26 protein-coding genes and 1 tRNA gene are annotated in these 25,357 nt (G+C 67.8%); 15 read left to right on the top strand and 12 right to left on the bottom strand.

What is annotated here, in order from left to right:
- Positions 1-61: 61 nt before the first annotated feature.
- Both G341_RS0106920 and G341_RS0106925 read right to left on the bottom strand, forming a co-directional pair.
- Positions 62-1,786, bottom strand: coding sequence for an MFS transporter (locus tag G341_RS0106920; RefSeq protein WP_018178389.1), 1,725 nt, complete (start codon positions 1,784-1,786; stop codon positions 62-64).
- On the bottom strand, positions 1,783-2,217 hold the full coding sequence (locus G341_RS0106925) for a MarR family winged helix-turn-helix transcriptional regulator (protein WP_026303349.1): 435 nt from the start codon (positions 2,215-2,217) through the stop codon (positions 1,783-1,785). Before G341_RS0106925 ends, G341_RS0106920 begins: the two co-directional genes overlap by 4 nt.
- Positions 2,218-2,444: 227 nt before the next feature.
- On the opposite strand from G341_RS0106925, the gene G341_RS0106930 reads away from it, so the two are divergent.
- Together G341_RS0106930 and G341_RS0106935 are read left to right on the top strand one after the other, a co-directional pair.
- Positions 2,445-3,749, top strand: a complete 1,305-nt coding sequence (locus G341_RS0106930) for a citrate synthase (RefSeq protein ID WP_018178391.1) — start codon at positions 2,445-2,447, stop codon at positions 3,747-3,749.
- A gap of 76 nt (positions 3,750-3,825) precedes the next feature.
- Positions 3,826-4,185 (top strand): FKBP-type peptidyl-prolyl cis-trans isomerase, encoded by a 360-nt coding sequence (locus G341_RS0106935; protein ID WP_018178392.1) that lies wholly within the window; start codon positions 3,826-3,828, stop codon positions 4,183-4,185.
- A 12-nt stretch (positions 4,186-4,197) separates the two neighbouring features.
- On the opposite strand, the gene G341_RS0106940 is transcribed toward G341_RS0106935, so the two are convergent.
- Positions 4,198-5,055 (bottom strand): sigma-70 family RNA polymerase sigma factor, encoded by an 858-nt coding sequence (locus G341_RS0106940; RefSeq protein ID WP_018178393.1) that lies wholly within the window; start codon positions 5,053-5,055, stop codon positions 4,198-4,200.
- A 50-nt stretch (positions 5,056-5,105) separates the two neighbouring features.
- Here G341_RS0106940 and G341_RS0106945 point away from each other — a divergent pair, with 50 nt between their 5' ends.
- Positions 5,106-5,468, top strand: a complete 363-nt coding sequence (locus tag G341_RS0106945) for a DoxX family protein (protein ID WP_043450889.1) — start codon at positions 5,106-5,108, stop codon at positions 5,466-5,468.
- A gap of 9 nt (positions 5,469-5,477) precedes the next feature.
- Positions 5,478-6,356, top strand: a complete 879-nt coding sequence (locus G341_RS0106950; RefSeq protein WP_026303350.1) for a TIGR03620 family F420-dependent LLM class oxidoreductase — start codon at positions 5,478-5,480, stop codon at positions 6,354-6,356.
- Here the strand turns inward: G341_RS0106950 and G341_RS21295 are convergent.
- Entirely contained in the window at positions 6,307-7,698 is a 1,392-nt protein-coding gene (locus G341_RS21295) for a sensor histidine kinase (protein WP_018178396.1), read from the bottom strand. The genes G341_RS0106950 and G341_RS21295 overlap by 50 nt on opposite strands.
- Complete coding sequence (locus G341_RS0106960; RefSeq protein WP_018178397.1) at positions 7,695-8,402, bottom strand: response regulator transcription factor; 708 nt, start codon at positions 8,400-8,402, stop codon at positions 7,695-7,697. Before G341_RS0106960 ends, G341_RS21295 begins: the two co-directional genes overlap by 4 nt.
- A gap of 111 nt (positions 8,403-8,513) precedes the next feature.
- On the opposite strand from G341_RS0106960, the gene G341_RS0106965 reads away from it, so the two are divergent.
- Complete coding sequence (locus G341_RS0106965; protein WP_018178398.1) at positions 8,514-9,752, top strand: Nramp family divalent metal transporter; 1,239 nt, start codon at positions 8,514-8,516, stop codon at positions 9,750-9,752.
- 124 nt (positions 9,753-9,876) lie between these two features.
- A complete protein-coding gene (locus G341_RS0106970) occupies positions 9,877-11,097 on the top strand; it encodes a low temperature requirement protein A (protein WP_018178399.1) in 1,221 nt (406 codons plus the stop codon).
- Here the strand turns inward: G341_RS0106970 and G341_RS0106975 are convergent.
- Complete coding sequence (locus G341_RS0106975) at positions 11,087-12,559, bottom strand: flavin-containing monooxygenase (protein WP_018178400.1); 1,473 nt, start codon at positions 12,557-12,559, stop codon at positions 11,087-11,089. The two genes, G341_RS0106970 and G341_RS0106975, sit on opposite strands and share 11 nt — an antisense overlap.
- The gene (locus G341_RS0106980; protein ID WP_018178401.1) at positions 12,556-13,425 is read right to left on the bottom strand and encodes an SDR family oxidoreductase; all 870 of its coding nucleotides are present in this window, start codon (positions 13,423-13,425) and stop codon (positions 12,556-12,558) included. Before G341_RS0106980 ends, G341_RS0106975 begins: the two co-directional genes overlap by 4 nt.
- A gap of 78 nt (positions 13,426-13,503) precedes the next feature.
- Here G341_RS0106980 and G341_RS0106985 point away from each other — a divergent pair, with 78 nt between their 5' ends.
- On the top strand, positions 13,504-14,145 hold the full coding sequence (locus G341_RS0106985; RefSeq protein ID WP_018178402.1) for a TetR/AcrR family transcriptional regulator: 642 nt from the start codon (positions 13,504-13,506) through the stop codon (positions 14,143-14,145).
- Between the two features lies 1 nt (position 14,146).
- Here G341_RS0106985 and G341_RS0106990 read toward each other — a convergent pair whose 3' ends face one another.
- A complete protein-coding gene (locus G341_RS0106990; protein WP_043450895.1) occupies positions 14,147-15,235 on the bottom strand; it encodes an FAD-dependent oxidoreductase in 1,089 nt (362 codons plus the stop codon).
- Positions 15,236-15,278: 43 nt separating this feature from the next.
- Between G341_RS0106990 and G341_RS0106995 the strand changes: the two genes are divergently transcribed.
- The gene (locus G341_RS0106995) at positions 15,279-16,010 is read left to right on the top strand and encodes an enoyl-CoA hydratase (protein WP_018178404.1); all 732 of its coding nucleotides are present in this window, start codon (positions 15,279-15,281) and stop codon (positions 16,008-16,010) included.
- Between the two features lie 29 nt (positions 16,011-16,039).
- On the opposite strand, the gene G341_RS22970 is transcribed toward G341_RS0106995, so the two are convergent.
- Together G341_RS22970 and G341_RS0107005 are read right to left on the bottom strand one after the other, a co-directional pair.
- Positions 16,040-16,684: an MspA family porin gene (locus tag G341_RS22970; protein ID WP_018178405.1), complete on the bottom strand. Its 645-nt coding sequence runs from the start codon at positions 16,682-16,684 to the stop codon at positions 16,040-16,042.
- Positions 16,685-16,853: 169 nt separating this feature from the next.
- Positions 16,854-17,516 carry an MspA family porin gene (locus G341_RS0107005; RefSeq protein ID WP_018178406.1) on the bottom strand — a complete coding sequence of 221 codons (663 nt, stop codon included), beginning with the start codon at positions 17,514-17,516 and terminating at the stop codon, positions 16,854-16,856.
- A 228-nt stretch (positions 17,517-17,744) separates the two neighbouring features.
- On the opposite strand from G341_RS0107005, the gene G341_RS21305 reads away from it, so the two are divergent.
- Genes G341_RS21305 through G341_RS0107035 form a run of 6 tightly spaced genes read left to right on the top strand, consistent with a single transcriptional unit; the run spans position 17,745 to position 23,738 of the window.
- Complete coding sequence (locus tag G341_RS21305; RefSeq protein WP_018178407.1) at positions 17,745-18,842, top strand: MBL fold metallo-hydrolase; 1,098 nt, start codon at positions 17,745-17,747, stop codon at positions 18,840-18,842.
- The gene (locus G341_RS0107015; RefSeq protein WP_018178408.1) at positions 18,839-21,325 is read left to right on the top strand and encodes an HAD-IC family P-type ATPase; all 2,487 of its coding nucleotides are present in this window, start codon (positions 18,839-18,841) and stop codon (positions 21,323-21,325) included. Before G341_RS21305 ends, G341_RS0107015 begins: the two co-directional genes overlap by 4 nt.
- A 52-nt stretch (positions 21,326-21,377) precedes the next feature.
- Complete coding sequence (locus G341_RS0107020) at positions 21,378-21,578, top strand: antitoxin (protein ID WP_018178409.1); 201 nt, start codon at positions 21,378-21,380, stop codon at positions 21,576-21,578.
- Between the two features lie 53 nt (positions 21,579-21,631).
- Positions 21,632-22,867 (top strand): lipase family protein, encoded by a 1,236-nt coding sequence (locus G341_RS0107025; RefSeq protein ID WP_018178410.1) that lies wholly within the window; start codon positions 21,632-21,634, stop codon positions 22,865-22,867.
- Between the two features lie 25 nt (positions 22,868-22,892).
- Positions 22,893-23,351, top strand: a complete 459-nt coding sequence (locus tag G341_RS0107030) for a type II toxin-antitoxin system Rv0910 family toxin (RefSeq protein ID WP_018178411.1) — start codon at positions 22,893-22,895, stop codon at positions 23,349-23,351.
- Positions 23,352-23,396: 45 nt separating this feature from the next.
- Positions 23,397-23,738, top strand: coding sequence for a nitroreductase/quinone reductase family protein (locus G341_RS0107035; protein WP_018178412.1), 342 nt, complete (start codon positions 23,397-23,399; stop codon positions 23,736-23,738).
- 11 nt (positions 23,739-23,749) lie between these two features.
- Here the strand turns inward: G341_RS0107035 and G341_RS0107040 are convergent, their stop codons facing one another.
- The gene (locus tag G341_RS0107040; protein WP_018178413.1) at positions 23,750-24,457 is read right to left on the bottom strand and encodes an SDR family oxidoreductase; all 708 of its coding nucleotides are present in this window, start codon (positions 24,455-24,457) and stop codon (positions 23,750-23,752) included.
- A 72-nt stretch (positions 24,458-24,529) separates the two neighbouring features.
- On the opposite strand from G341_RS0107040, the gene G341_RS0107045 reads away from it, so the two are divergent.
- Positions 24,530-24,602 (top strand) — tRNA-Arg (locus tag G341_RS0107045).
- 13 nt (positions 24,603-24,615) lie between these two features.
- Here the strand turns inward: G341_RS0107045 and G341_RS21310 are convergent.
- On the bottom strand, positions 24,616-25,341 hold the full coding sequence (locus G341_RS21310; RefSeq protein WP_018178414.1) for a hypothetical protein: 726 nt from the start codon (positions 25,339-25,341) through the stop codon (positions 24,616-24,618).
- Positions 25,342-25,357: the final 16 nt, after the last annotated feature.

Raw genomic sequence — 25,357 nt, forward strand, 5'->3', positions numbered from 1 at the left:
GAACCGGTCTATGACCGATCCGGTGTGACCGATCGGCGCGTCGCAGATGCGGCCAATGCGATCAGCGGTTGGGGCGTGGCGACTCGGCCTGAGAAGCGCTGCCGCGCAATGCCGATGCCAGCGCCGACAGCAGACCGATCGCGGCCGATACGCCGAACACGATCACCAGGCCGTGATGGAACGACGGTGAGATCAGCGACGGGAAGAACTCGCGGCCGGTCAAGGTGGCGCCGTTCGCCGCGGGGAGGCTGTGCAGGACTCCACTCGGCGCGAGCAGAGTGCCGACCGGATTGACGCCGAGGATGGATGCGAACAGCGACGAGACCGGTGGCAGACCCGCGACCTGATCGGCGACCGGGCCGGGCACCCCCTGCGCGGTCAGGCCCGTGGACATGGTGTGCGGCAACGAATGTGCCAGGCCGGCGATCATCAACGAGAAGAACACCCCGATCGACAGAGCGGTGCCGGTGTTCTGGAAGGTCGCCCGCATCCCGGATGCGACGCCGCGCTGCGATGCCGGGACGCTGCCCATGATCGCCGAGGTGTTCGGCGAGCTGAACACGCCGACGCCGATTCCGTTGGCGGCGATCAGGACGGCGAAAAGCCAATAGGGAAAATCGATCGGCAGCAGCATCAGCCCGACGAAGCTGGCCGCGAAGATCAGCATGCCGACGGTCGCGGGCCCGCGTGAGCCGATCCGGTCCGACAGCCTCCCCGACAGCGGTCCGGCGACGAGGAATCCGGCCGTCATCGGCAGCAGATAGATGCCGGCCCACAGCGGGGTATCGCTGTAGTCGTATCCGTGCAGCGGCAACCAGATCCCCTGCAGCCAGATGATCAGCATGAACTGCAGACCGCCCTGAGCCAGTCGGCAGCCGAAACCGGCGAGGTTGCCGAACGTGAACGCCCGAATGCGAAAGAGCTTGGGCGCGAACATCGGTTCGGCCACGCGGAACTCGATGACCATGAACGCGAGCAAGGCGATGGTCCCGCCGACGAACAACCAGACGACGAGCGGATTGGTCCAGCCCATCGAATGGTGGCCGTACGGATGGATGCCTTCGGTGATCGCCACCAGCAGGGCGCTCAACCCGACGGTGAATGTGGCGTTGCCCCACCAGTCGACGCGGGGCCGGTGTTCGGTGGGCGGCGCCGTCTCACGCAGTCGCAGGTAGGCCCACACCGTGCCGAAGACGCCGACCGGGACGTTCACCCAGAACACCGCACGCCAGTCCCAGAGGACCAGCAGGCCGCCGGCGACCAGGCCGATGAACATGCCGGCCAGCGCGGCGATCTGGTTGAGCCCCAATGCGAATCCGCGTTGATCGGAGGGGAACGCGTCGGTCAGGATCGCGGCCGAGTTCGCCATCAGGATCGATCCGCCGATGGCCTGCAGCATTCGCCAGACGATCAGCCACACGGCTCCGCCGCCACCATGGAACGGATCGAACGACAGGAGCACCGACGCGATGGTGAACACCAGGAATCCGAGGTTGTAGATCCGAACCCGGCCGAACATGTCGCCGAGCCGGCCCAGCGGAACCACGAGCACGGCCTGCACCAGGCGGTAGCCCATGATCATCCACAGCAGGAACCCGACGTTGCCCGGCGCGAGCGGGTCGAGGTCGATGCCGCGGAATATCGCGGGCAGCGCGATCAGCACGATCGAACCGTCGAGACCCGACATGAACACGGCCGCAGTGGTATTCGCGAGGACGACCCACCGGTACCGATCGGCGGCCGGCGTCGGCTCGGAGGGGGCCACGGCGGTGCGGGGGATGCTCATAGATTCTGCGCCACACGCGCGATCAGCGGGGCGGCCTCGGTGAGCCGGGCGCGCTCGTCGTCGGTCAACGCGGCCATCGCGGTGGCGACCGCCTCGGTCCGCGAGTTCCGGCGGTCGCGCAGCACCTGCCGTCCGGCGTCGGTGAGCGTGAGCACGATGCGTCGGCCGTCGGCGGGGTCGGTCGACCGGCTCAGCAGTCCCTGGGCTTCCAGGGGCGCGATGGTGGTGCCCATCGCCTGCGGGCTGACGGCCTCGGCCCGCGCCAACTCGCCGGACGTGGTGGGGCCGTTGGTGTCGAGCCTGCGGAGGATGGCCTGCGATCGCATCGACAGTTCGCCATCGGTAGCCCTGGCGCGTAGCCGGCGGACCAGTATTCGCACTGCCGACATCAGCTCTTCGGCGTCATCTCGCGGTTCCCGTCGGGTAGCCATATTGATAAACTAACTTTATCAACCTTGTTTATCAAATCGGGCGTTGTTGCACGGAGTGGACCCTCCGTGGGCGACCCGACCCGATTGGGACTAGGTTGTTACCTGGCAGTAGGACCAGCCGCCCACCCGGGAGGCGGTCCATGCTGCCCTGACGACCGTCTGGCAAGAAAAAGCTCCCTGGCCGAACGTCCACAAGACCGGCCAGCCTGTCACAAAGGGAGGACCACGTGTCCGCCGAAAACACCTCAGGACAGTCCGCCACAGTCTCGTATCCGGGCGGCAGTATCAATCTGCCGATCGTGGAGGCCACCGAGGGGAACAACGGCATCGGATTGGGCAAACTGCTCTCCGAGACCGGACTGACCACTTTCGACGGCGGTTTCGTCAACACCGCGTCCACCAAGTCGGCCATCACCTACATCGACGGCGACGCCGGCATCCTGCGCTACCGCGGATACCCGATCGACCAGCTCGCCGAGAAATCGACCTTCCTCGAGGTGAGCCACCTTCTGATCCACGGTGAACTCCCGACCCAGACGGAGCTCGAGGATTTCACCACCCGCATCCAGCGGCACACCCTGCTGCACGAGGACCTGAAGCGGTTCTTCGACGGCTTCCCGCGCAACGCGCACCCGATGCCGGTGCTGTCGTCGGCGGTGAACGCGCTGTCCGCGTACTACCAGGACTCGCTCGATCCGAAGGATCCCGAACAGGTCGAGCTGTCGACCATTCGGCTCCTCGCCAAGCTGCCGACGATCGCGGCCTACGCGTACAAGAAGTCGGTCGGCCAACCGTTCCTGTACCCGGACAACTCGCTCAACCTGGTCGAGAACTTCCTGCGGATGACCTTCGGCTTCCCGGCCGAGCCCTACGAGGTCGACCCCAAGGTCGCCAAGGCTCTCGACATGCTGTTCATCCTGCACGCCGACCACGAGCAGAACTGTTCGACGTCGACGGTGCGGCTGGTCGGCTCCAGCCAGGCCAATCTCTTCACCTCGATCTCCGGCGGCATCAACGCGCTCTGGGGACCGCTGCACGGCGGCGCCAACCAGGCCGTCCTCGAGATGCTCGACGACATCAAGGCCTCCGGCGGCGACACCAAGGCCTTCATGAACAAGGTCAAGAACAAGGAAGACGGTGTGAAGCTCATGGGCTTCGGACACCGCGTCTACAAGAACTACGACCCGCGCGCGGCCATCGTGAAGAAGACCGCCGACGAGATCCTCACCAGCCTCGGCGTCCAGGACGACCTGCTGGATATCGCTAAGGGCCTGGAAGACGTTGCGCTGCACGATGATTACTTCATCGAGCGCAAGCTGTACCCGAACGTCGACTTCTACACCGGCCTCATCTACCGCGCCATGGGCTTCCCGACCCGGATGTTCACCGTGCTGTTCGCCCTCGGCCGGCTCCCGGGCTGGATCGCGCACTGGCGCGAGATGAACGCCGACCCGGCCACCAAGATCGGCCGTCCGCGGCAGATCTACACCGGAGCCACCGAACGCGACTTCAAGGAGATGAGCAACCGATGAGCAAGCGTCAGCGAGCGAATCAAAAAGCGCAGTGCCTGTGTTCCTCATGGGCGCACGGAGCGAAGCGAGTACGTCCATGAGCAAGCCTGAGGTCGAATTCCAGGAAGGCCCGGCCCCGACCGAGCTGACCATCAAGGACCTGGTCATCGGTGACGGCGTCGAGGCCGTGCCGCATGGCGTCGTCGACGTGCACTACGTCGGCGTGGAGTTCGAGTCCGGCGAGGAGTTCGACTCGTCGTGGAATCGCGGTCAGTCGGCCAACTTCCCGCTCGACGCGCTGATCCCTGGCTGGCAGGAAGGCATTCCGGGAATGAAGGTCGGCGGCCGTCGCCAGCTGACCGTTCCGCCGGAGCTCGCCTACGGTCCCGCCGGCGGCGGACATCGCCTGTCGGGCAAGACACTGGTCTTCGTCATAGATTTGATCGGCGTCGGCTGAGCCGCAGGCCCATCACGCAAGCTTGAATGACGTCGCCGGGATTCCGGCGGCGTCATTCACGTCTATGGCCGCAATCATGTTGCCGGACACGGTGAATCGCATCACGATCGTTGGTCGGCCATGCGGTGCGACCACCACCGCGGGCCGGTCGTCGACCAGGACAACCGCCGACAGTCGCGCCCGAGCGGCGAATAGCCGGGTCTGCTCAGCGACCTCGTCGGCGCCCTCCGTGCGGGTCGGCATGCCGCTCGGCAGCACCGCGGGATCGGCCGTCCGGATCACGTCGGGCGCGAGGATCCGCAGCAGCCGCTCGATGTTGCCGTCCCGGGACGCCTGAAGGTACGCCCGCACCAGATCGACATCGGCGGTGTCGGTCTCGGCGGGCGGCGCGATGCGTCCGCGCGCCCGGCTGGCCAGCTTCTTGGCGGCGGCGGGGGAGCGACCGGTGATCGAGCCGATCTCGTCGAAGGACAGCGCGAACATGTCGTGCAGCACGAACGCCACCCGTTGCGCCGGCGAGAGTTGTTGTTGCACAACCAGTAATGCGCGCCCGACCTCGTCGAGCCGGATGGCCGCGTCCTCCGGGGTGGGGTCCTCTCCGGGCCGGTCGGCGATCGCGTCCAGTGCCACCTCGCCGCGCCGCCGATGCCCCCGGAGCAGATCCAGGCAGGTGCGCGACACCACCGTGGTGAGCCAGGCCGACGGCTCCCGGATGTCGGTCGGGTCCGCGTTCGTTCCGCCGACCGCCGCGGCCGCCTTCTCCCAGGCGATCTGCAGCGCGTCGTCGGCATCGTCGGCCGAACCGGTGATGCGGAACGCGATGGCGCGCAGGCGCCCGCGATCGCGTTCGAATTGCGCGAGGAGGGTCACCTTTTGATCGTGCCACGCGTCAGGTGGGCGAACGGAAAGGAATCCAGACCATGCATACCGCCTATCTCGTCCTCGCCTGGATCACGGTCGGGCTCAACGTATCGATCGCGGTCGCCGATTATCTGCGCGCGCCGTTCGTCTTGGCGAACTCGTCGGAGGTCCACGTCCCCGAGCCGTGGTTGCCGGGACTGGCGACGCTGAAATTCGCCGGAGGAGTCGGGGTGGCGCTCGGTGTCATCGCCGGGGTTCCGGCGCTCACGCTGGCCGCCGCGCTCGGCATCGTGCTCTTTTTCATCGGCGCGATGACATTTCACGCGCGCGCCAAGGTTTTCTACAACATCGCGTTTCCCGGTATGTTCCTCGGGACTGCGGCGGCGACGGTCGTCCTCTCCCTGTGGGAGATCTCGGGTTAGGGTGGCTGCATGCGCGCCGACGTGGGACTGTGGACCGGATCGATCGAATCGCAGCCGCTGGCGGCGATCCCGGAGATCGCGACGACGATCGAGTCGCAGGGCTGGTCGTCGTTGTGGATCCCGGAAGCCGTTGGTCGCGAGGCGTTTACCGCGTCGCAGCTGCTGCTCGCCGCGACCTCACGGCTGGCGATCGGCACCGGCATCGCGTCGATCTGGGGCCGCGACGCGTTCGCCGCCGCCAGTGCGGGCCGCACGCTCCGGGCGCTGTCGGATAACCGGTTCACCCTCGGGCTGGGCGTCTCGCACGCGCCACTGGTCGAGCGCATGCGCGGACACAACTACGGCCGCCCGGTCGCCGCGATGCGCGACTACCTGCGGGCGATCCAGCAGGCCCCGCCGACGGTGCCCGGCGAGGCGGATCTGCCGCCGATCGTCATCGCCGCGCTCGGGCCGAAGATGCTTGATGCGGCAGTGGAATTCGGCGTCGGCGTGCACCCGTACCTGGTGACACCCGACTGGACTGCCGCCACCCGTTCCCGGGTCGGTTCCGATACCCGGGTCGTGGTGGAGCAGGCCGCGGTGATCGACCCCGCGGCCGACCGCGACGAGTGGCGCCGCCGTGCGCAGTGGCATCTGGAGATCTACACGGGGCTGCCCAACTACCGGGCGTCGTTCGAGCGTCAGGGGTTCTCGGCCGAGGACGACGCGGTCCGCGGCGGCAGCGAGAAGCTGAAGGAAGCACTGGTGACGCATGGCGTCGACGCGACCGCTGCGCGCATCGACGAGCATTTCGCGGCCGGCGCCACCGAGGTGGTGCTGCAGGTTCTGGGCACCGACATCACGCAGGTGCCGACGGCTGACTGGCAGCTGCTGGCCGAGACTCTGTAGCGCCGACCTGACCGCCGGTCACCTCAAGCCGCGTGCCCCCGAGCGGGCTGTCGGTGAGAGTGGCTGTGCCGCCGTGCAGTTCGGCCTGTTGGGCGACCAGCGCCAAGCCGAGTCCGGACCCGGGCTCGGGGGAGTCTCCGCGCACGAATCGTTCGAAGAGTCGGCCGCGGTCGGCCTCCGGAATGCCGCGCCCGTTGTCATCGACGCGGAGCCGCCAGGCGCCCGGCAGGTATTCGGCGGTGATAACGACGCGGGTCGCACCGCCGTGGCGGACAGCGTTCTTCACCGCGTTCTCCAGGACCATCCGGATTCCCGATTCGATCACGGTGGCCGGCACCGGACCGTCGGGCTGACCCTGAATGATCTGCAGTCCGGGGTGGCTCCGCGTGGCTTCGGTGACGACGCGGTCGACCAGGTCAGCCAGGTCGACGGCATCGCGCGGGGCGCCGCCGAGGCTGCCCTGAGCCAGTGATTCCAGCGCGCCCAGTGTCTCCACGACGCGGGCATGGGAGGTGCGCAGGTCACCGATGATCGCCGCCCGGTCGGCCTCGGACGGATTCATCGTCGCGAGTACTTCGAGATCGGTGCGCATCGCCGTCAGCGGGGTGCGCAATTCATGCGCCGACACCGAGGAGAAGTCGCGGGCCGTCGCCAATGCGTCTGCGGTTCGGGCGTGTTCGGCGTCGACGCGGCCCAGCAACGAGTCCATCGCGGTGGCGATCTCGGTGGCCTCGCGGGCGCCGGTGATGTCCAGGAGCCGGGCGCGTCGCCGATTGTCGGTGCCGGGGTCGACCGGCAGCGTCGCGGTGCGGTCGGCCAACCGCCGCAGCGGCCGCACGGCGAGGCCGCCGAGCAACCACGCCAGCAACGCGGACAGCGCGATGGCGCCGACAGCGATACCGACGAGCGCCCAGTGCTGGCGGTCGATCCGATCGAGCGTGGGCTGCAGCGGGACCGCCACGGAGACCTGCGCCAGCTGCTGCAGCTGCGGGGTGTCGATGACGTAATTGGTCTTGACGCGGTAGCGCTTTCCGTTGATGGTCATGTCGCCGGTGCCGGGCGCGCGCAGCGGGATGTCGACGGCGGTGCCCGCGACCTTGGCTCCCTCGAACCGGAAGGTGACCAGCGCGCCGTCGCTCTGACTCTGCTGCACCGTTGCCCAGTTGAGGGCGGAGATGTTCGGTTGCATTGCGGCGGACAGGGTGTCGACCTTGCCGTTCAGCGCGCCCGACGCACTGTCGGTGATCTGCGTCCAGGCGATCACCGAGACGATCAGGACGACGAGCGTGGTCGCGGCGGTCGCGGCCAGGGTGACGCGGGTGCGCAGCGACAGGTTGTTCACGAGTCCTCCCGCACCACGAAGCCGACCCCGCGCACCGTCTGAATGATCCGGGATCGATCGTCGGCCTCGAGCTTGCGGCGCAGGTACCCCACGAAGACGTCGACGACGTTGGTATCGGCGGCGAAGTCGTAGCCCCATACCTTGCTCAGCAATGTCGTGCGGCTCAACACGATTCCGGCATTGGCGACCAGCACCTCGAGCAGATCGAACTCGCGGCGGGTCAGCGCGATCTCGGTATCGCCGCGGTGCGCGCGCCGGGCGCCGAGGTCCACCCGCAGATCGCCGAACGTCAGCACATCGGTCGACGCGGGTCCGGCGGTCTCGGCGGTCGACCGTCGGCGCAGCAGGGCGCGCACCCGGGCGATCAGTTCGCCCAGGTCGAACGGCTTGGTGAGATAGTCGTCGGCGCCGGCCTCCAGCCCCGCGATGCGATCGTCCACGGAGTTGCGGGCGGACAGTACGCAGATCGGAATCTCATCGCCGAGTGCGCGCAGCGCGGTGACCACGCTGACGCCGTCCAGGCCGGGCATGTTGACGTCGAGGATCAGCGCATCCGGCCGAGAGCCCTGGATCGATCGCAGCGCGTCGGCGCCGTCGGCGGCGGAGTCGACATCGAATCCGGCCAGCCGTAGGCCGCGCTCCAGTGCGCTGCGCACCTGCGCATCGTCGTCCACCACCAATACCGACGCAGTCATGCGCTTCATTCTGCCGTAACCAGGCCGGCCGGGTCCGCCACCACTATGAAAGATTCGGGTAGCCGAACAATTTGATTCGGCAGACTTGAATTGGCTGCGATCGTGTGCGAGATTTGCCGCATGAGCCTCGACACCCCGCGAATGACGCCGACGCGTCGGCTGGCGCTGCTGTTGGGACCGGCGTTCGTGGCCTCGATCGCCTACGTCGACCCGGGCAATGTCGCGGCGAATGTCACCGCCGGCGCGAAGTACGGCTTTCTGCTGCTGTGGGTGCTGGTGATGGCCAGCGCGATGGCGATGCTGATCCAGTACCAGTCGGCGAAGGTCGGCATCGTCACCGGCCGATCGCTACCGGCGCTGATCGGCGAGCGACTGAGTTCGCGGGGGCGCCTGGCGTTCTGGGCGCAGGCCGAGATCGTGGCCGCGGCAACGGATCTGGCGGAGGTGGTCGGCGGCGCGATCGCACTGCGGCTGCTGTTCGGGCTCCCGTTGATCGTCGGCGGGCTGATCGTCGGCGTGGTGTCGATGGGTCTGCTGCTGCTGCAGGCGCGACGCACGCAACGGCGGTTCGAGTTCGTCATCGGTGCGCTGCTGCTGATCATCGTGATCGGCTTCCTCTCCGGGCTGGTGGTCAACCCGCCGTCGTCCGGTGACATGCTCGGCGGCCTGGTCCCGCGGCTCGAGGGCGGCGAGACGGTGCTGCTGGCGGCATCGATGCTCGGGGCGACCGTGATGCCGCACGTGATCTACCTGCATTCGGCGCTGGTGGTCGACCGCTTCGGGCCCAGCCGGGAGCCGGGCAGAATGCGGAGTCTGGTGCGGGCGACCCGCTGGGATGTCGGTCTGGCGCTGCTGGTCGCGGGCGCGGTGAACGCGGCGCTGCTGCTGCTCGCCGCGCAGAACCTGCGGGGCAAGACCGGCACGGACACCATCGACGGCGCACAGCATGTCGTGCGGGACGCGATGGGGCCGACCATCGCGACTATCTTCGCCGTCGGTCTGCTCGCCTCGGGGCTCGCGTCGACGTCGGTCGGCTGCTACGCCGGCTCGGTGATCATGGACGGCCTGCTCAAGCGTCGGGTGCCGCTGGTGGCCCGGCGTGCCCTGACGATGGTTCCGGCGCTGGTCGTGCTCGGCATCGGATTCGATCCGACTCGTGCGCTCGTGGTCTCGCAGGTGGTGCTGAGCTTCGGGATCCCGTTCGCCGTCATCCCGTTGCGCCGCATCGCCTCCGATCGAGCGCTGCTCGGCGACTTCGTCGACGGTCCGGCCTTGCGCTGGGCCACCGGGATCGCTGCGACGATCATCGTGGTGCTCAACGTGGTGTTGATCGGGCTGACGGTGACGGGGCGGGGCTGACGGGAGCGCAGCGCCGGGGCGCGGACGGGGCGCGACCGACGGGCGAATGGCCGATAATGCCCGGGTGACCCAAACCCGACGGTCGAGTCCCCAAACCCGACAGGCGAGATTCCGCCTCGTCCCGATGTCCGGCCGCGATCCTGACGAGCCGCACCGCACGGCATCCCCCCTGGAGCTGCTGTTCGACCTCACCTTCGTGGTGGCGGTCGGCACGGCCTCGGCCAACTTCGCCGACGCCTTCGTCGAGGGGCATGAGGGAACGGCGCTGCTGGCCGGGCTGCTCGCGATGTTCGCGATCAGCCTGGCGTGGATCAACTACTCCTGGTTCGCCTCCGCATTCAGCACCGACGACTGGCTCGACCGACTGCTGACGATGCTGCAGATGATCGGCGTCGTCGTGTTCGCGCTTGGGATTCCGCCGATGTTCCGATCGGTGGTGGCCGACGAGCGATTCGAGATCCGGCTGCTGGTCTTCGGTTACGTCGTGATGCGGATCGCGATGGTGCTGCAGTGGTGGCGGGCCAGTCGGCAGTCGGCGAGCTTTCGTCGCGTGGCCCGGATCAACATCGCGGGCCTGATCGTCGCGCAGGCCGGGTGGATCGCGGTGGCCCTGGCACGTCCGCACCTGGCGGTGGCGCTGGTGTTCTTCGTGCTCTTGGCGGCGCTGGAGCTGCTGCTGCCGGTCTTCGCGCAGGGCGGTGCGGGCGGCACGCCCTGGCATCCGCATCACGTCGCCGAGCGCTACAGCGCATTCGTCATCATCGCGCTCGGTGAGGGCGTGGTCGGCACCGTCGCTTCCTCGGCCGGGCTGCTCGGCGGCGACAACGGACTGCACTGGACCGGCAACGGCATCGCGGTTGCGGTGGCCGGCGTCGGATTGACCTTCGGGCTGTGGTGGGTCTACTTCTCGGTCCAATTCGGGGAGATGCTCTCGCGCCGCCGCGGTCTCGGGTACGTGTTCGGATACGGCCACTTTCTGATCTTCGTCGGCATCGCCGGTGCCGGTGCCGGGCTGCACATCATCGGGCTGGAGATGGAGCATCATGCCGACATCGGTCCGGTGACAACCATTGCGGCGCTGGTGATCCCGGTCGCCGTGTACCTCGTTGCGGTCTACGCGCTCTATACCGTTCTGCTGGGTGAGCTCGATCCCTTCCACCTGGTGTTGATCGTGGTGACCACGCTGATCCTGGTGCTTGCGGTGGTGCTGGCGGTAGTCGACGTGCCGGTCGCGGTCTGCCTCATCGTGGTGATGGTCGCGCCGTTCGTCAGCGTGGTCGGCTACGAGCTGGTGGGGAACCGGCACCAGCAGACGGCACTGGCGCGCACTGCCGCTAGCGAGTGATGCGGTAGTCGCGCGGGTCGGGCACCGACAGCATTGTGGCCAGCGTCGCGCGGTCGTACGGCCACAGGTCGACGGTGTTGTCCTCGTTGAGATACCAGGAATTGCAGCCCGTGTTCCACACCGTCGGCGCCATCGCGTCGATGACGCCGGCGTTGAACTCGTCCGTCGCCTCCTCGGTCACCTCGACCGCCGACACGGACCCGTCCGCGAACTTGCGCAGCCAGTGCAACAGGTACTTCGACGTCCGCTCGGCGGAGTACTGCAACGAGATCGAACCGGTCGGCGAGTTGGGCCCCAGCACGGTGAACAGGTTGGGGAATCCTGGGATCGCCGTCATCCGATATGCTTTGGGGCCCTTGACCCACGCATCGTCGAGGGTGATGCCGTCGCGGCCCACGACATGCATCGGTCGCATGTAGTTGTGCGCCGCGAACCCGGTCGCCAGCACGATCAGGTCGAGCTCATGATGTCGCCCGTCGGCCGTCGTGATGCCGGTCGGTGTCACCTCGACGATCTCGTCGGTCACCAGCGCCGCGTTTGGTCGCTGGATGGCGCGGTAGTAGGTCCCGGAGACCACCTGGCGCTTACACAAGGGCTGGTAGTCAGGGGTCAGCTGGGTGCGCAGCTTCGGATCGCGCACCTGGGCTCGCAGCGATTGCCGGGCGTACTCCTGCACGGCGCGCCGGCGCCAGGTCGGCCGCAGCACCACATCGGCGAGCACGCCCGAGAATGCCAGCAGCCCTTGGTGTACCGCGTCGTGGGCGCGGGGCGCGCGACGGAGCAGCTCGGCGACGAGGCGGGGCTGGCGCAGCGTCATCGGTGCCCACAGGATCCACTGCGGCGACCGGACGAAGTGGGAGATGTGCGCCGCCTCACGCTGTAGGGCTGAGACCACCTGCACCCCGGTCGATCCGGTACCGAGTACGGCGATCCGCTTGCCGCGCGTCTGCACCGAATCGTCCCACCGGGCGGTGTGCACGACCTCGCCGGAAAACGATTCCAGCCCAGGGATATCCGGTATCGACGGGTGATGCAGCACCCCGGTGGCGCAGATGACGAAGTCGGCTTCCAGCTCCTCGCCGTCGGCCAGCCGGACCCGCCACTGCTGACCGCCGTCGGCCGATTCGTATTCGGCGGCAACGACTTCAGCGTTCAGGCGCAGGTATCGATCGAGCCCGAAGCGTTCCAGCACGTCGCGGTGATACTGCTGGATCTCCGACCCGCTGGCCCACATGTGCGACCAATCGGGCTTGGGCGCGAAACCGAACTGATAGATCTGCGACGGCACATCGCAGGTGAGTCCGGGGTAGCGGTTCCAGTGCCAGACGCCGCCGACGTCGGATCCCTTCTCGAGGATGGTCAGCTTCGTGAAGCCCGCCTGGGTGAAGGTGTGCGCCGCGGTGATGCCGGCGACGCCTGCGCCGATGATGATGATCCGCGGGTCACGCGGCGCGGCAGTCACTTCGCGTCCTTCGCGTGTTCGCGGGTCTGGCGATCGATGCGGTCCGTGTACGCCCGGCGATCCTCGGGATCGAGCGAGGTGAGGGCGCGCCGGTCGTCGATGACCCGGCGGCCCACCCGCATCACCGGTTCCGGCACGAGGGTTTCGGTGAGCGACCACAGCCGCCAGATCCAGCCGGGCACCGAGACGCGCGCCTTGCGGGTCGAGAGCGTTTTCACGATCGCCGCGGCCACGTCCTCCGGATCCACGGCCGGCAGTCCCTTGCCGAGCGGTGCTCCCGAGGCCAATTCGGTCCGGACCGCCGCGGGCAGGATCGCCGACACCGTGACGCCGGTACCCGCGTACTCCTGGCGGGCGGCGAGCGACGCACCGAGCGCCCCGTACTTGCTGGCGTTGTAGGTGACCATGCCCGGGATGGGAATCATGCCGGCCATCGACGCGACGTTGACGACGTGGCCGCGACCGCGCGCGACCATGTGCGGCACGACGGTCCGCATGCCGGCGAGCATGCCGCGGACATTCACGTCGAGGATCAGGTCGGTGGTCGCATCCGACTCGTCGGCGAAAGCGCCGAGGGGCATGATGCCCGCGTTGTTGATCAGCACGTCGATGCGACCGTCGGCCTCCAGCACGGTGTCAACCGCGGCGCGCCAGGAGTCGCGGTCGGTGACGTCGAGCGGGAGTGCGGCCGCCCGGGAGATGCCGGCGGCGGTGGTCACGGCGACATCGTGATCGACGTCGCCGATCCAGACCTTGGCGCCCTGCGCCGCGAACAGCGAGGCGGTGGCGGCACCGATGCCGCGGGCCCCACCGGTGATCAGGACGACGGCGTCGTGCGGGGCGATTCGGGGGGATGTGGTGGGCATGTGGCTCCTTCGGATTTCGGATACCGACGGTATGCGAATGGCTGCGGCGAGTCAACAGTGCCCGGTACGATTCCTGCCATGGCATCGTTGACCCGCGCCGAAAGGCAGGCCCGCACCCGCGCTGACCTGCTGCAAGTCGCGCAGCAGCGGTTTCTTGCCGATGGCTATACCGGCGCCAGTCTGGATGCGATCGCGGAGGCTGCGGGCTATTCGAAGGGCGCCGTCTATTCCAACTTCACGGACAAACGGAGCCTTTGTGCCGCGGTTCTCGACAATATCCACCACCAGAAGGTGGCGGAGATCGAGGCAATCGTCGCCACCGACGCGCCGCTCGCCGACCGAGTCGAGCGCATCAACGAATGGCTGGAGCACACCGTGGGTGATGTCGGCTGGACCCGGCTCGAGATGGAGTTCGCCGCCGGGGTCTGGCGCGACGAAGAACTCGCGGCCATGGAGATCGGGCTCCGCAGGGACATGAAGCAGCAGGTGGCGGCGATGTTGCAGACGCTCGCCACCGAGCTCGGTGTCACTGATGAGCGAATCGCGTTGGCGCAGATGTCGATCGACGACATGGCCGAACTCGTGCTCAGTACCGGCATCGGTCTGGGGATCCAGCGCGCGGTCGATCCCACGGTGTCGGTGGCCCCGGCGGTCGACGCGGTGCGCCTGGTGGTGGGCATGCTGTCGATGCTCGGCGGCGCGGCCTCGGGCGCGCGTTAGGTCAGGTCAGGCCCAGATACTCAGCCACATTCCGAGCCGCCTCACGGCCCGCCCGGTTCGCGCCGATGGTCGACGCGGACGGACCGTAGCCGAGCAGTTGGATGCGATGGTCGGCCGCCACGGTGGTGGCCAACCGGCCGGTCATCGTGATGCCGCCGCCGGCCTCGCGCAGATGCAGTGGTCCGAGGTGGTCCAGCGAACTGCGAAAACCCGTGCACCACAACAGCACGTCGACATCCAAGCGTTCGCCCGTATCCCAGGTGACGCCATCCGCGTCGATCGCGGTGAACATCGGTCGCCACCGCAGCAGCCCGTCGCGCCGGGCGGCCCGGATCGAATCGTTCTCCGGGAGGCCGGTCACCGAAACGACCGAAGTCGGCGGCAGGCCGGCGCGCACCCGACGCTCCACCCGCGCGACCGCCTCCCGGCCGCGCTCCGGGCTGAACGGGCCGGGGTCGAAGACAGGCTCTCGGCGACTGCACCAGAAGGTCTGTGCGCCCGGGGCTTCCCGGCCGATCTCGATCAGCAGCTGCACCGCGGAGATGCCGGCGCCGACCACCAGCACGCGGCGTCCGGCGAAATCGGCGGGCCCACGGTAGTCGTGCGTGTGCAACTGCGTGCCGCGAAAGGTGTTGCGGCCGGCGAAGAAGGGAATGAACGGGCGATCCCACGTGCCCGTGGCGTTGATCAGGGTGCTGGCGATCACGGTCGCGTCGCGGCCGTCACGGACGTGGTCGATGGCGAAGCCCGCCGGATCGGGACGGACGCGGCGCACATGCACCGGCCGCTGGACCTCGATGCCGAACTTGTCCTCGTATTGGCCGAAATACTCGGGGACCGCACTCGCCGCCGGCAGCGCGTCGCAATCGGTGCCGAGCGCCTCGACGATCCCGAGACCCGGGAGATCGTGCACGCGGTTGGCCGTGGCGAGGGTCAGCGTCGGCCAGCGATGTTGCCAGGCGCCGCCGGGCCGCTCATAGTGATCAACGATCAGCGAGCGATCGACGCCGAATTTGACCAGATAGTAAGCACCCGACAAACCGGCCTGCCCCGCGCCGAGTACCGCTACGTCGACATCTGCACCCGCCATGAAATTCACGGTATGCGATGTCGGTTCAAGTACGGTGAGCGCCATGATTGGAGTCAGTCGTACCGGTGATGTGACCACTATCGAGCTGCAACGCCCCGAACAACGCAACGCGCTCAATCACGAGATGGTCGACGGTATTGCGACTGCGGTGACCGGCGCCGTCGACGCCGGAGCCCGCGTGATCGTCCTGACCGGGCAGGGCACGGTGTTCTGCGCGGGCGCCGACCTGTCGGGCCCGGTCTACGACCAGGATTTCCTCGAGAAGCTGCTCGCGATGCTGCGCGTGATCGACTCCGTGCCGGTTCCTGTCATCGCGGCGCTGAACGGCCCCGCACTGGGTGCGGGGCTGCAATTGGCGATGGCCGCCGACCTGCGGGTGATGGCACCGGAGTCGATGGTCGGCATACCGGCGGCGAAGATCGGTGTCGCTGTTGATGATTGGACCATCAAGCGGCTCGTGTCGCTGGTCGGCGGCGGCGTGGCCCGCGGCATCACGCTGGCCTGCGAGTCGTTGAGCGCCGATCGCGCATGGGAACTCGGCTTCGCGAACAAGATCGGTGACCTCGCCGATGCGCAGCACTGGGCGGCGACGATCGCCGTGCTCGCGCCGTTGACGCTGCAGCATTACAAGCTGGTGCTGAACGACGACGGTACGCGCGATGCGGCCCCCGCGGCGCACCTGGAATCGATGATGCGTGCCTGGGAGAGCGAGGATCTCGAGGAGGGTAAACGCGCTCGGATCGAGAAGCGCATGCCGGTCTACCGGGGGCGATGACCGCGATCATCGCCCCCGATCCCGGGTGGTCAGAAGTCGAATTGCTTTCCGTACGCGGTCGTTTGGAGCGTGCCGGCATCGGAGTTCAATGTCGCCGTCACGAACGGGACCGCGGATGCGCGTCCGCCGCACTGCGACAGATTCAGCGCGGTGGCGGCATGCTCGACCTGGTAGGGCGACGTGGCATGGTCGCCGAGTGTGGCGTCGATGACCTTGACCGCGGTGACCTCTCCGGGAGCCAGCGTGAGGGAGATGTTGCCGCCCAGGTTCGCCGAGGGGCTCAGGCTGTTGGAGCCGGGGGACGCGCCCAAGCTGGCGCCCAGCCCGATTCCAGGGGAGACGCCGAGACTGAGACCGCTGCTCAGATCGGCCTGGCACCCGATGAGGTAGCCCGCGACCATCTGGCCGCCGCTGACCTTTCCGTTGAAGCGAACGTTGGCACGCTCGGAAACCGTTGCAGCATGGTTGAATAGGGCCGCGTTCGGGGTGCTCTGACCGGCCGGACGCGAATGCGAATCGATCACCTGCACCGTCATCGTGAGCGGGCTGTTGTCCAGCGAGACTGTGCTGGTACCGATCCCGTGCGCGGGTGCGGCACCGGCGATTCCGGCGACCGCGGTGGACGCGGCGGCGGCGGTGATGACGGCTGTGACGATCGATTGGCGGGTCAGCATTTCTCTCCTCATGGCGGGTGATGAACAACGCGTCCGACACCGGCCCGGATTCGGGTGATTGCAGTGGTCGTCGGAAACGCGCGACATCCACTAGTCGGGGAGAATGCCGACGGGGTTCCGGCGGGTGCGAGAAACGCTGGGTGAGTGCCGTCACACCCGCCGTGGGCGGTCAGAAGTCGAATTGCGTTCCGTACGCGGTGGTCTGCAGGGTTCCGGAGTTCGAATTCAGCGTCGCGGTGACGAACGGAACGGCCGACGCGCGCCCGCCGCATTGCGAGAGGTTCAACGCCGTTCCGTTGTGCGCCACCTGATACGGCGAACTGATTCCGCTGCCGAGCGACGTGTTGATGATCGTGGCGGTGGTGACCTGGCCAGGTACCAGTGACATCGAGATGCTGCCGCCGAGACCGACCGATGGGCCCGCGTAGTCGTCCGACGGCACGCCCGGCGTGTAGCTCCCGCTCAGGCCGACGTTGGGCGAGATCCCGACGTTGATGCCGTTGCTCAGATTGACCTGGCAGCCGACCAGATACCCGGCGGTCATGTTCCCGCCCGTCGTCTTCCCGGTGAAGGTCAGATCGGCGCGCTCGGAGACGATCGCCGAATGGTTCAGGACCACGGCGGTCGGTGTCATGGCGCCGGCGGCTGCAGAATGCGAATCGATCACTCGCAGGGTCATGCGCAGCTGGTTGCCGGTCAACGACACGCTGCTCACCCCCGCGGCGGGCGCCGCGGACGCCGTTGCCGCGGCGGCGCCGGCGAAGGTTGCGGTGGTCACGGTCGCGATGGTGGCGAGTACGAGGGTGCCGCGGGTCGGTCGTCGCAGATTCATGGCGGCGATAGTAGAGGCGATTCCTGGGGGTTCAGTGTGGGCGCCGATCTGCCCGGATGGCCCCAAAGTCCGGAAATGACAGTACTTTCCGGCTTCGGCAGGCGAAGAATGCGTCGATCGTCGGCCGCGCACGCCGACAGATGTCCGATGTGGCCCGCGTGACCCGGCCGTATCCCCTGCGGATGAAGAACGTCGGGATCGCCGGATCGATCGGTAGGCTGCAGTGTTGTGCTATCCAAGCTTTCCGAGCGGCCCCGTGATCTGCTGAACTCCGGCCGCGCCACCTACGACGCGATGGGCGCGTCGAAGGCGCAGATCGTCGCCGATATCGCGGGCTCCCCGCACCAGCGCGACGGTGTGTTCGCCAACCTGGAACCGTCGCGGCAGGTGGAGAACGGCGGCGGGGCGGCCCTGGAGATGGCGCGCCGGGGACGGACCGGATCGCCGCGGCGGCCGATCCCGCTCCTGCCGGTCGACAGCCCGGCCGAGCCGGCCGAACTGGCGGCGACCTGGCTCGGACACGCCACCGCGCTCCTCGAGGTCGACGGCGCCCGCATCATCACCGACCCGGTGTTCTCGCAGCGCTGCTCGCCGTCGCCGATCCTGGGGCCCGCCCGAATGCATCCGATGCCGTGCGCCGTCGCCGATCTGCCGCCGATAGACGTGGTGCTCGTCAGCCATGACCACTACGACCATCTGGACATGCCATCGGTGATCGACCTAGCCGGCCGGTTTCCGGACGCGCAGTTCGTCACCCCCATCGGGGTCGGCGCGCACCTGCGCCGCTGGGGAATCGATGGCGACCGCATCCACCAGGCCGACTGGGGCCAGCGGATCACGGTCGGGGACATCGCCTTCGACGCCTGCTCCGCCCGGCATTTCTCGGGGCGGGCGCTGCGGCGCAACACCACGCTGTGGGCCAGCTGGGCGATCGCCGGTCCGCGGCACAACGCTTTCTTCACCGGCGACACCGGCTACACCGACGCGTACATCGATCACGGTGCGGCCCACGGACCGTTCCAGCTGACGCTGGTGCCCATCGGCGCCTACAGCCCCATGTGGCCCGATATCCATACCAATCCGGAAGAGGCGGTGCGCATCCATCGGGCGCTCGGGGGCGATCGCCCGGCGGACAGTGTGCTGCTGCCGATCCACTGGGCCACTTTCAATCTGGCCACCCATGAGTGGGACGACCCGGTCCGCCGGCTGCGGGCAGCGGCCGACGGGCTCACGGTGTACACGCCGAAACCCGGTGGCCGGATCGACGTGGTGGCGCGCACCGGCCCGGGAACGACGGATCAACAGTGGTGGGAGGCCGTGGGATGACAGTGGGCGAGCCGGAGGCCGGGCAAATAGGCACGTCCGTGGCGCGCGATCCCGGACTCACGACCGCCCAGGTCGCCGAGCGGGTCGCGGCCGGGCAGGTCAACGAGCTGCCGGATCGTTCGGGCCGCAGCGTGTGGGACATCGTGCGCGCCAACATCTTCACCCGGATCAACGCTCTGTTGGGTGTCCTCTTCGCGTTGGTGCTGTTCACCGGTTCACTGGTGAACGGGCTCTTCGGCCTGATCATCGTCGCCAACAGCGGAATCGGCATCATCCAGGAGATCCGCGCCAAGCGGACCCTCGACAAGCTGGCGATCGTCGGCCAGACCAAACCGGTCGTTCGACGCGATGGCGTCGCCGTCGAGATCTCGCCGAACGAGGTTGTCCTGGACGACATCCTGGAGATCGCCGCCGGTGACCAGATCGTCGTGGACGGCGAATGCGTCGAGGGCGCTGCGCTCGATCTGGACGAATCGCTGCTCACCGGTGAGGCCGACGCGGTCGACAAGTCGCCCGGCGACCTGATCATGTCCGGCAGCTTCGTCGTCGCGGGTTCGGGCGCCTACCGGGCCACCAAAGTGGGTGCCGACGCCTACGCCGCCAAGCTGGCCGAGGAGGCCAGCAAGTTCACCCTGGTCAACTCCGAGCTACGCAGCGGCATCAACCAGATCCTGAAATTCATTACCTGGCTGCTGATTCCGGCCGGAATTCTGACGATCGTCAACCAGCTCTACATCTCGAAGAGCGGGCTGAAGTCGTCGATCCTCGGCATGGTCGGCGCGCTGGTCCCGATGATCCCCGAGGGTCTGGTGCTGCTGACGTCGGTCGCCTTCGCGGTCGGCATGATCCGGCTGGGCAAGCGCAACTGCCTCGTCAACGAGATGCCGGCGATCGAGGGGTTGGCGCGGGTCGACGTCGTGTGCGCCGACAAGACCGGCACCCTCACCGAGAACGGCATGCGCCTGTCGGAGGTGAATCCGGTCGGTGATGCCGACCCGGCCCGGATCGCGGAGGCGTTGGCCGCGCTGGCCGCCGCCGACCCCCGGCCCAATGCCAGCGTGCAGGCGATCGCCGAGGCCAACCCGGACTCGCCGGGCTGGACCTCGACCGCTATCGCGCCGTTCACCTCCGCCAAGAAATGGAGCGGAATCTCCTTCGAGGACAGTGACACAGGTGAAAGCAGGGGGAACTGGCTGCTGGGCGCGCCCGACATGCTGCTCGACCCGGCGAGCGAGACCGCCGCGGCGGCGACCGAACTCGGGTCCGGCGGACTGCGGATCCTGCTGATCGCCTCCACCGACCAGCCGGTCGACGCGCCTGGCCCGACGGAACTGGCACCGCCCGGCACCGTGCGTGCGGAGGCGCTGCTCGCGCTGGAGCAGCGGGTGCGCCCGGACGCGCAGGACACGATCGAATACTTTGCTTCGCAGGACGTCTCGGTGAAGGTGATCTCCGGCGACAACGCCGTGTCGGTCGGCGCGGTGGCGGCGTCGCTGGGGCTGGGCTCAGTGGAGACCTCCGTCGACGCCCGCGAACTGCCGACCGATCAGGAGGCGTTGGCCGACACCGTCGAGTCCGGTGTCACCTTCGGCCGGGTCCGGCCGGATCAGAAGCGCGCGATGGTGACGGCGTTGCAGTCGCGCGGCCACACCGTCGCGATGACCGGCGACGGCGTCAACGACGTACTGGCGCTCAAGGACGCCGACATCGGCGTCGCCATGGGGGCGGGCAGCTCGGCGACCCGGTCGGTGGCGCAGATCGTGCTGCTGGACAACAAGTTCGCGACCATGCCGTACGTGGTCGGCGAGGGCCGGCGGGTGATCGGCAACATCGAACGCGTCTCGAATCTGTTCCTGACCAAGACGGTGTACGCGGTGCTGCTGGCGATGATCGTCGGCGTCGCCGGGGTCATCGCCAAGCTGGCCGGCGCATCACCGGTCTCGTACCCGTTCCAGCCGATCCACGTGACGATCCTCAACTGGTTCACGATCGGCGTACCGGCGTTCATCCTGTCGCTGGCGCCGAACAACGAGCGGGCCCGCACCGGTTTCGTCCGCCGGGTGCTGCGGCTGGCCATCCCGTCCGGCGTCGTGGCCGGGCTCTGCACATTCGTCTGCTATCTGATCGTCAATCCCGGCGGCGAAGCCAACGCGCTGGGCAGCAAGGACTCGGTGGAGATGACGCCGGCGCAGATGCAGGCGTCGACCACCGCGCTGATCACGCTGATCATGATCGCGTTCTGGGTGCTGGTGATGGTCGCCCGGCCCCTCAACTGGTGGAAGTACATCCTGCTGGGGACGTGCATTGTGGCGTATCTGCTGATCTTCACGATGCCATTCACTCGCCACAAGTTTTTCCTCGATCCGAGCGACCCCGCGAAGACTTCCCTGGGTATCGTCTGCGGCGTCGTCGGGATCGTGCTCGTCGAACTGTGCTGGCGAATCGGGCCAAAAATTCTTGCTCGGTGGGAAGATCGGCACTGACATATATTGGAGATCGAGCAGAATCTCCGCTCCACTGACAAGGGAAGGCATCATGGCCGACATCAAGGGACTTGTGGACAAGGCGAAGGGCTTCCTCGGCTCCAAGACTGGCCAGGACGGCCTGGCGAAGGGCGCTGACGCAGTCAAGAAGGCGACCGGCGGCAAGTTCGACAGTCAGGTCGACAAGGGTGTCGACGCCGCGAAGAAGTTCGCGGGCGGCGAGGCCGACAAGAGCGAGGGTCAGCCGAGCTGATTTCTCGCAATAATCTGCAGCACCGCCGCAATCGGATCAGTCCGGTTGCGGCGGTGTGCTTTTCGGCGGCCTTGCTGACGCTGGTGGCTGCCTGCGGCTCCGGTTCGTCGAATCCGGAGCCGGCCGCGTCGTCCGGAACCGCCGCCGGGACGACGGCGCCCCAGCAGCCGTCGGCGTTGCCGGCGGCACCGAGTGCCGCCGATCGGGGTGCGCTGATCCGGCAGGAGTCGTATTCCGGAGGCGGAGGCCTTACGGAGTACCGCGGCCGCCGGATCGTCTACCGGTCGACCGCGGGCTACCGTCCCGGCGCGGCCACCGGTGAATTCGGCACGCAGGTGTCGGGGGTGGTACTGATACCGAACGGCATTCCGCCGGCCGGCGGCTGGCCGATCGTCGCGTACGGGCACGGCACCACCGGGACCGCACCGAACTGCGGGCCGTCGGGCTACGCGAATCTGCTGGGCGGCGCGGGCACGGTCGCCTCGCTGCTGAAGGAGGGGTGGGCCGTCGCGGTTCCTGACTACCAGGGCCTCGGCACGCTCGTCCCGAACGCGCAGCCGCATCCGTATCTCGAGCCGCGCACCGCCGCGTTCAACATGATCGACGCTGTCCGTGCAGCGCGCCATACCTTCGCCGACATCGGCGCCACCTGGGCCGCGATCGGATCGTCGCAGGGCGGCCAGGCCGCGTGGGCATCAGCCGAGTATGCGGGCGACTACGGCAGTGGCCTGCGGTTCGTCGGCGCGACCGGCTCGGCGCCGGCGGCCGATATCTCACCGGTCGTGCGCGGCGCCGCGACGGTCTACACCACCACGCAGAAGATGTTCCTCCCCGTGATCTTCGACGGTCTCAAGGCGCAGTATCCGCAGCTGAACGAGGCCGACTACTTCCGCGGCGAGATCGCCGCCAACCAGGCGACCCTCACCAGTTGCGGCCCGGGCTACCTGCAGTCGCGGATCGGTGCGGCGCTCAGCTTCCAGCCCGGGGACGCGGCGATGACGAACGCGGCCGGAGACGTGGTGCGACCGATGCTGCAGGCGCGTGCCCTGCCGCAGCGACGAGCCGCCGGACCGCTGTACTTCGCGTATGGCGACCAGGACCAGATAGTCAATGCTGAGTGGACCACGGCGGCCATCGGCCGTGCCTGCCGGTTGGGCGACGTCATCGACTCCGAGATCGTGCCCGGTAAGGGGCATACCGATGTCGGCCGTTCCGGGCAGGAGATCGATTGGCTACGGGGTCGCTTCGCCGGTCGTCCGGCGCCGAACACCTGTCCTGCCGGGAGTTGACCGCAGCTGGGGTTAGATAGCAGGCATGGCGAAGGTGAATGTCTCCGGTGATCTGTCGTTGAGCCCGACCCAGGCGTGGGCGGCGTGTTCGGACCTGTCGCGGTTCGGTGATTGGCTCACCATCCACGAGACCTGGCGCAGCCCGCTCCCGGCTCCCGACGAGATCGGCGCCGGCACCAAGCTGTCGTCGATCATCAAGGCCAAGGGCACTCGGGTGCGGTTCGAGTGGACCATCTCCGAGTACCAGCCGCCGGCCGACGATTCGTCGTCCGGCACCGTGACGCTCAAGGGCGACGGCAAGGGCGGCGTGAAGACCGATGTCACCCTGTCGGTGAAACCGGCCAAGTCGGGTTCGGCCGTGGGCATCGAGGCGAATCTCGGCGGACTGCCGCTGATCGGCCTGGCCGGCAAGGCCGCGGCGAAAGTGATCAAGGGCGACCTGGAGAAGTCGCTAGCGAATATCAAGCGGGAGTTCGACTCCTAGCGGGCTCTGTTCAGTCCAGTCCGATGCGAACGAAAGCGTAAGTCCATGAACACTTTTCAGCGCGTTGCGAAGGCGATGAATTCGGTCGTGATGCCCATCCTGCGCATCCCGGGGCTGTCGGGCCTGGCCGCCAAGTCGATGACGGTGCTGGTCTATCGGGGCCGACGCTCCGGGAAGTCATTCGAGCTGCCGGTGGGATATCGGCGGAGCGGCGAGAACACGCTGCAGGTCGCCGTGGCCATGCCCGATCAGAAGACGTGGTGGCGCAACTTCACCGGCGACGGTGCGGATCTCACCGTCCGCCTACCCGAGGGCGATCGATCCGGTCATGCGGTCGCGACGCGCGACGATGCGGGCCGGGTACTGGTGGCCATCGAACTGCGCTGATTGCCCTGCAGCTAGGACGCTGAGCCGGTCGGCGGATATGCGACGTCTGACGTCCACCCTTCGTCGGGGCGGGTAGCGGCCTGCCACATCGCCTCCGCGATCGGCGGCGGGGAGAACTCGCCCTCGTCGGCGAGGATGCCGTCGATTTGCAGGCAGACCGCGCGGACGCCGACTGGCTTGAGGGCGGTGTCGAGGCTGCGGGTGAGATTGCGCAGACCGGCCTTCTGCACCCCGAGGGACGCTGCCTTGAACCAGGGCTTGTCGGCCGCGGCACTTCCGGTGACCAGGACGCGAGCGCCGGGAGGCAGTGCGGGCCGAGCCGCCTGGACCGCCGGGAGCAGTGCGGCGACTCCGAGCGCGAGATCGGCCAGCAGTTCGTCTGCGGTCAGCTCGAGCGGATCCTTCTCGCGCCATGCGCTCGGGTTGAAGTGCAGCACGTCGATGCGGCCGTACCGGTCGGCGACCTCCGTGACCGCGCGTTCGGTGTCGACGGCGCTGGACAGGTCGACCGCGATCCCCTCGGCGTTATTCCCCTCGTCGGTCAGCGCGGCCGCGAGCTGCGCGACCCGATCGGCGTTTCGGGCGCCCAGCACGGCGACATGGCCGGCCCGCGCGAACCGGCGGGCGGCGGCGAGGCCCAGTCCGGGTCCGACGCCGAGGCCGAGATAGACCGGAGCATTCTTGTCCACCCGGGCGATGTTGTCGGAGTTGACGTTCATGGTCAACCCGACGGCGCTGGGCTGACGGGATCGTCGGCGGCCGCTGACGTAGACTCCGACACGGCTGTTTCAGCCCTCGTAGCTCAGGGGATAGAGCACGGCTCTCCTAAAGCCGGTGTCGCAGGTTCGAATCCTGCCGAGGGCACCGCACGGGCGTCTCAGTAGACGCTGACGCGTCCCACACTCCGGTGCCAGTGGTTGTACCAGTCCCAGGCCGAGGTGACGGCAAAACCGGCGCCGCAGGCGGTGGCAAAGGCCCAGACCGCGGGCGCGGTTGCCGGGCTGACGCTGAACATCGCCGACACGGCCTTGACCGCACAGGCGAGCACGCCGCACGCGCTGGCCAGGATGTAGCCGGCGACCATCGTCCGCATCTTGGTCTCGTAGAGCACCGGCCAGAACAGGTATGCGCTGTACGCGAGTGCGTAGGCCAGGACGCCGGTGAGCGCCAGCCAGTACCAGACCAGCCAGACGCCGTCGTCGACGGCGAAGAAGTCGTGCGCCTGCTCCTGCTTCCCGTCGGCCAAGAAGAACGCGAGCATCACGGGAATGATGAGCAGGCAGGGCAGTTCGACGCGCTGCTGGAACTTGCGCTGGAGCTCTTCGTCAGGATTGCGCATGTAGAGCGCGGTCATGAGGATCGACGACGCCGCCACCACATAGCAGTCGTGTCCGATCAGATTGGTGAGGTTGCCGTAGCCGGTGCGGTCGTACAGCCACTGGCCGAGAGTGTCGTTCGTGACCGGCAGCATCAGCAGCACGGCGCATCCCTGCAGCAGCAGGTTGATGGTGATTCCGCGCTCGGCTGGACTCGACCACGTGGCATGGCGGATGAGCAGCGCCGCAATAATCGCAACAATCGCGATGAAGGCGGGGATTGGCATGGGTCCTACAACTTAA

It is taken from the genome of Jongsikchunia kroppenstedtii DSM 45133, from assembly GCF_000380485.1.
Classification (GTDB): Bacteria; Actinomycetota; Actinomycetes; order Mycobacteriales; family Mycobacteriaceae; genus Jongsikchunia; species Jongsikchunia kroppenstedtii.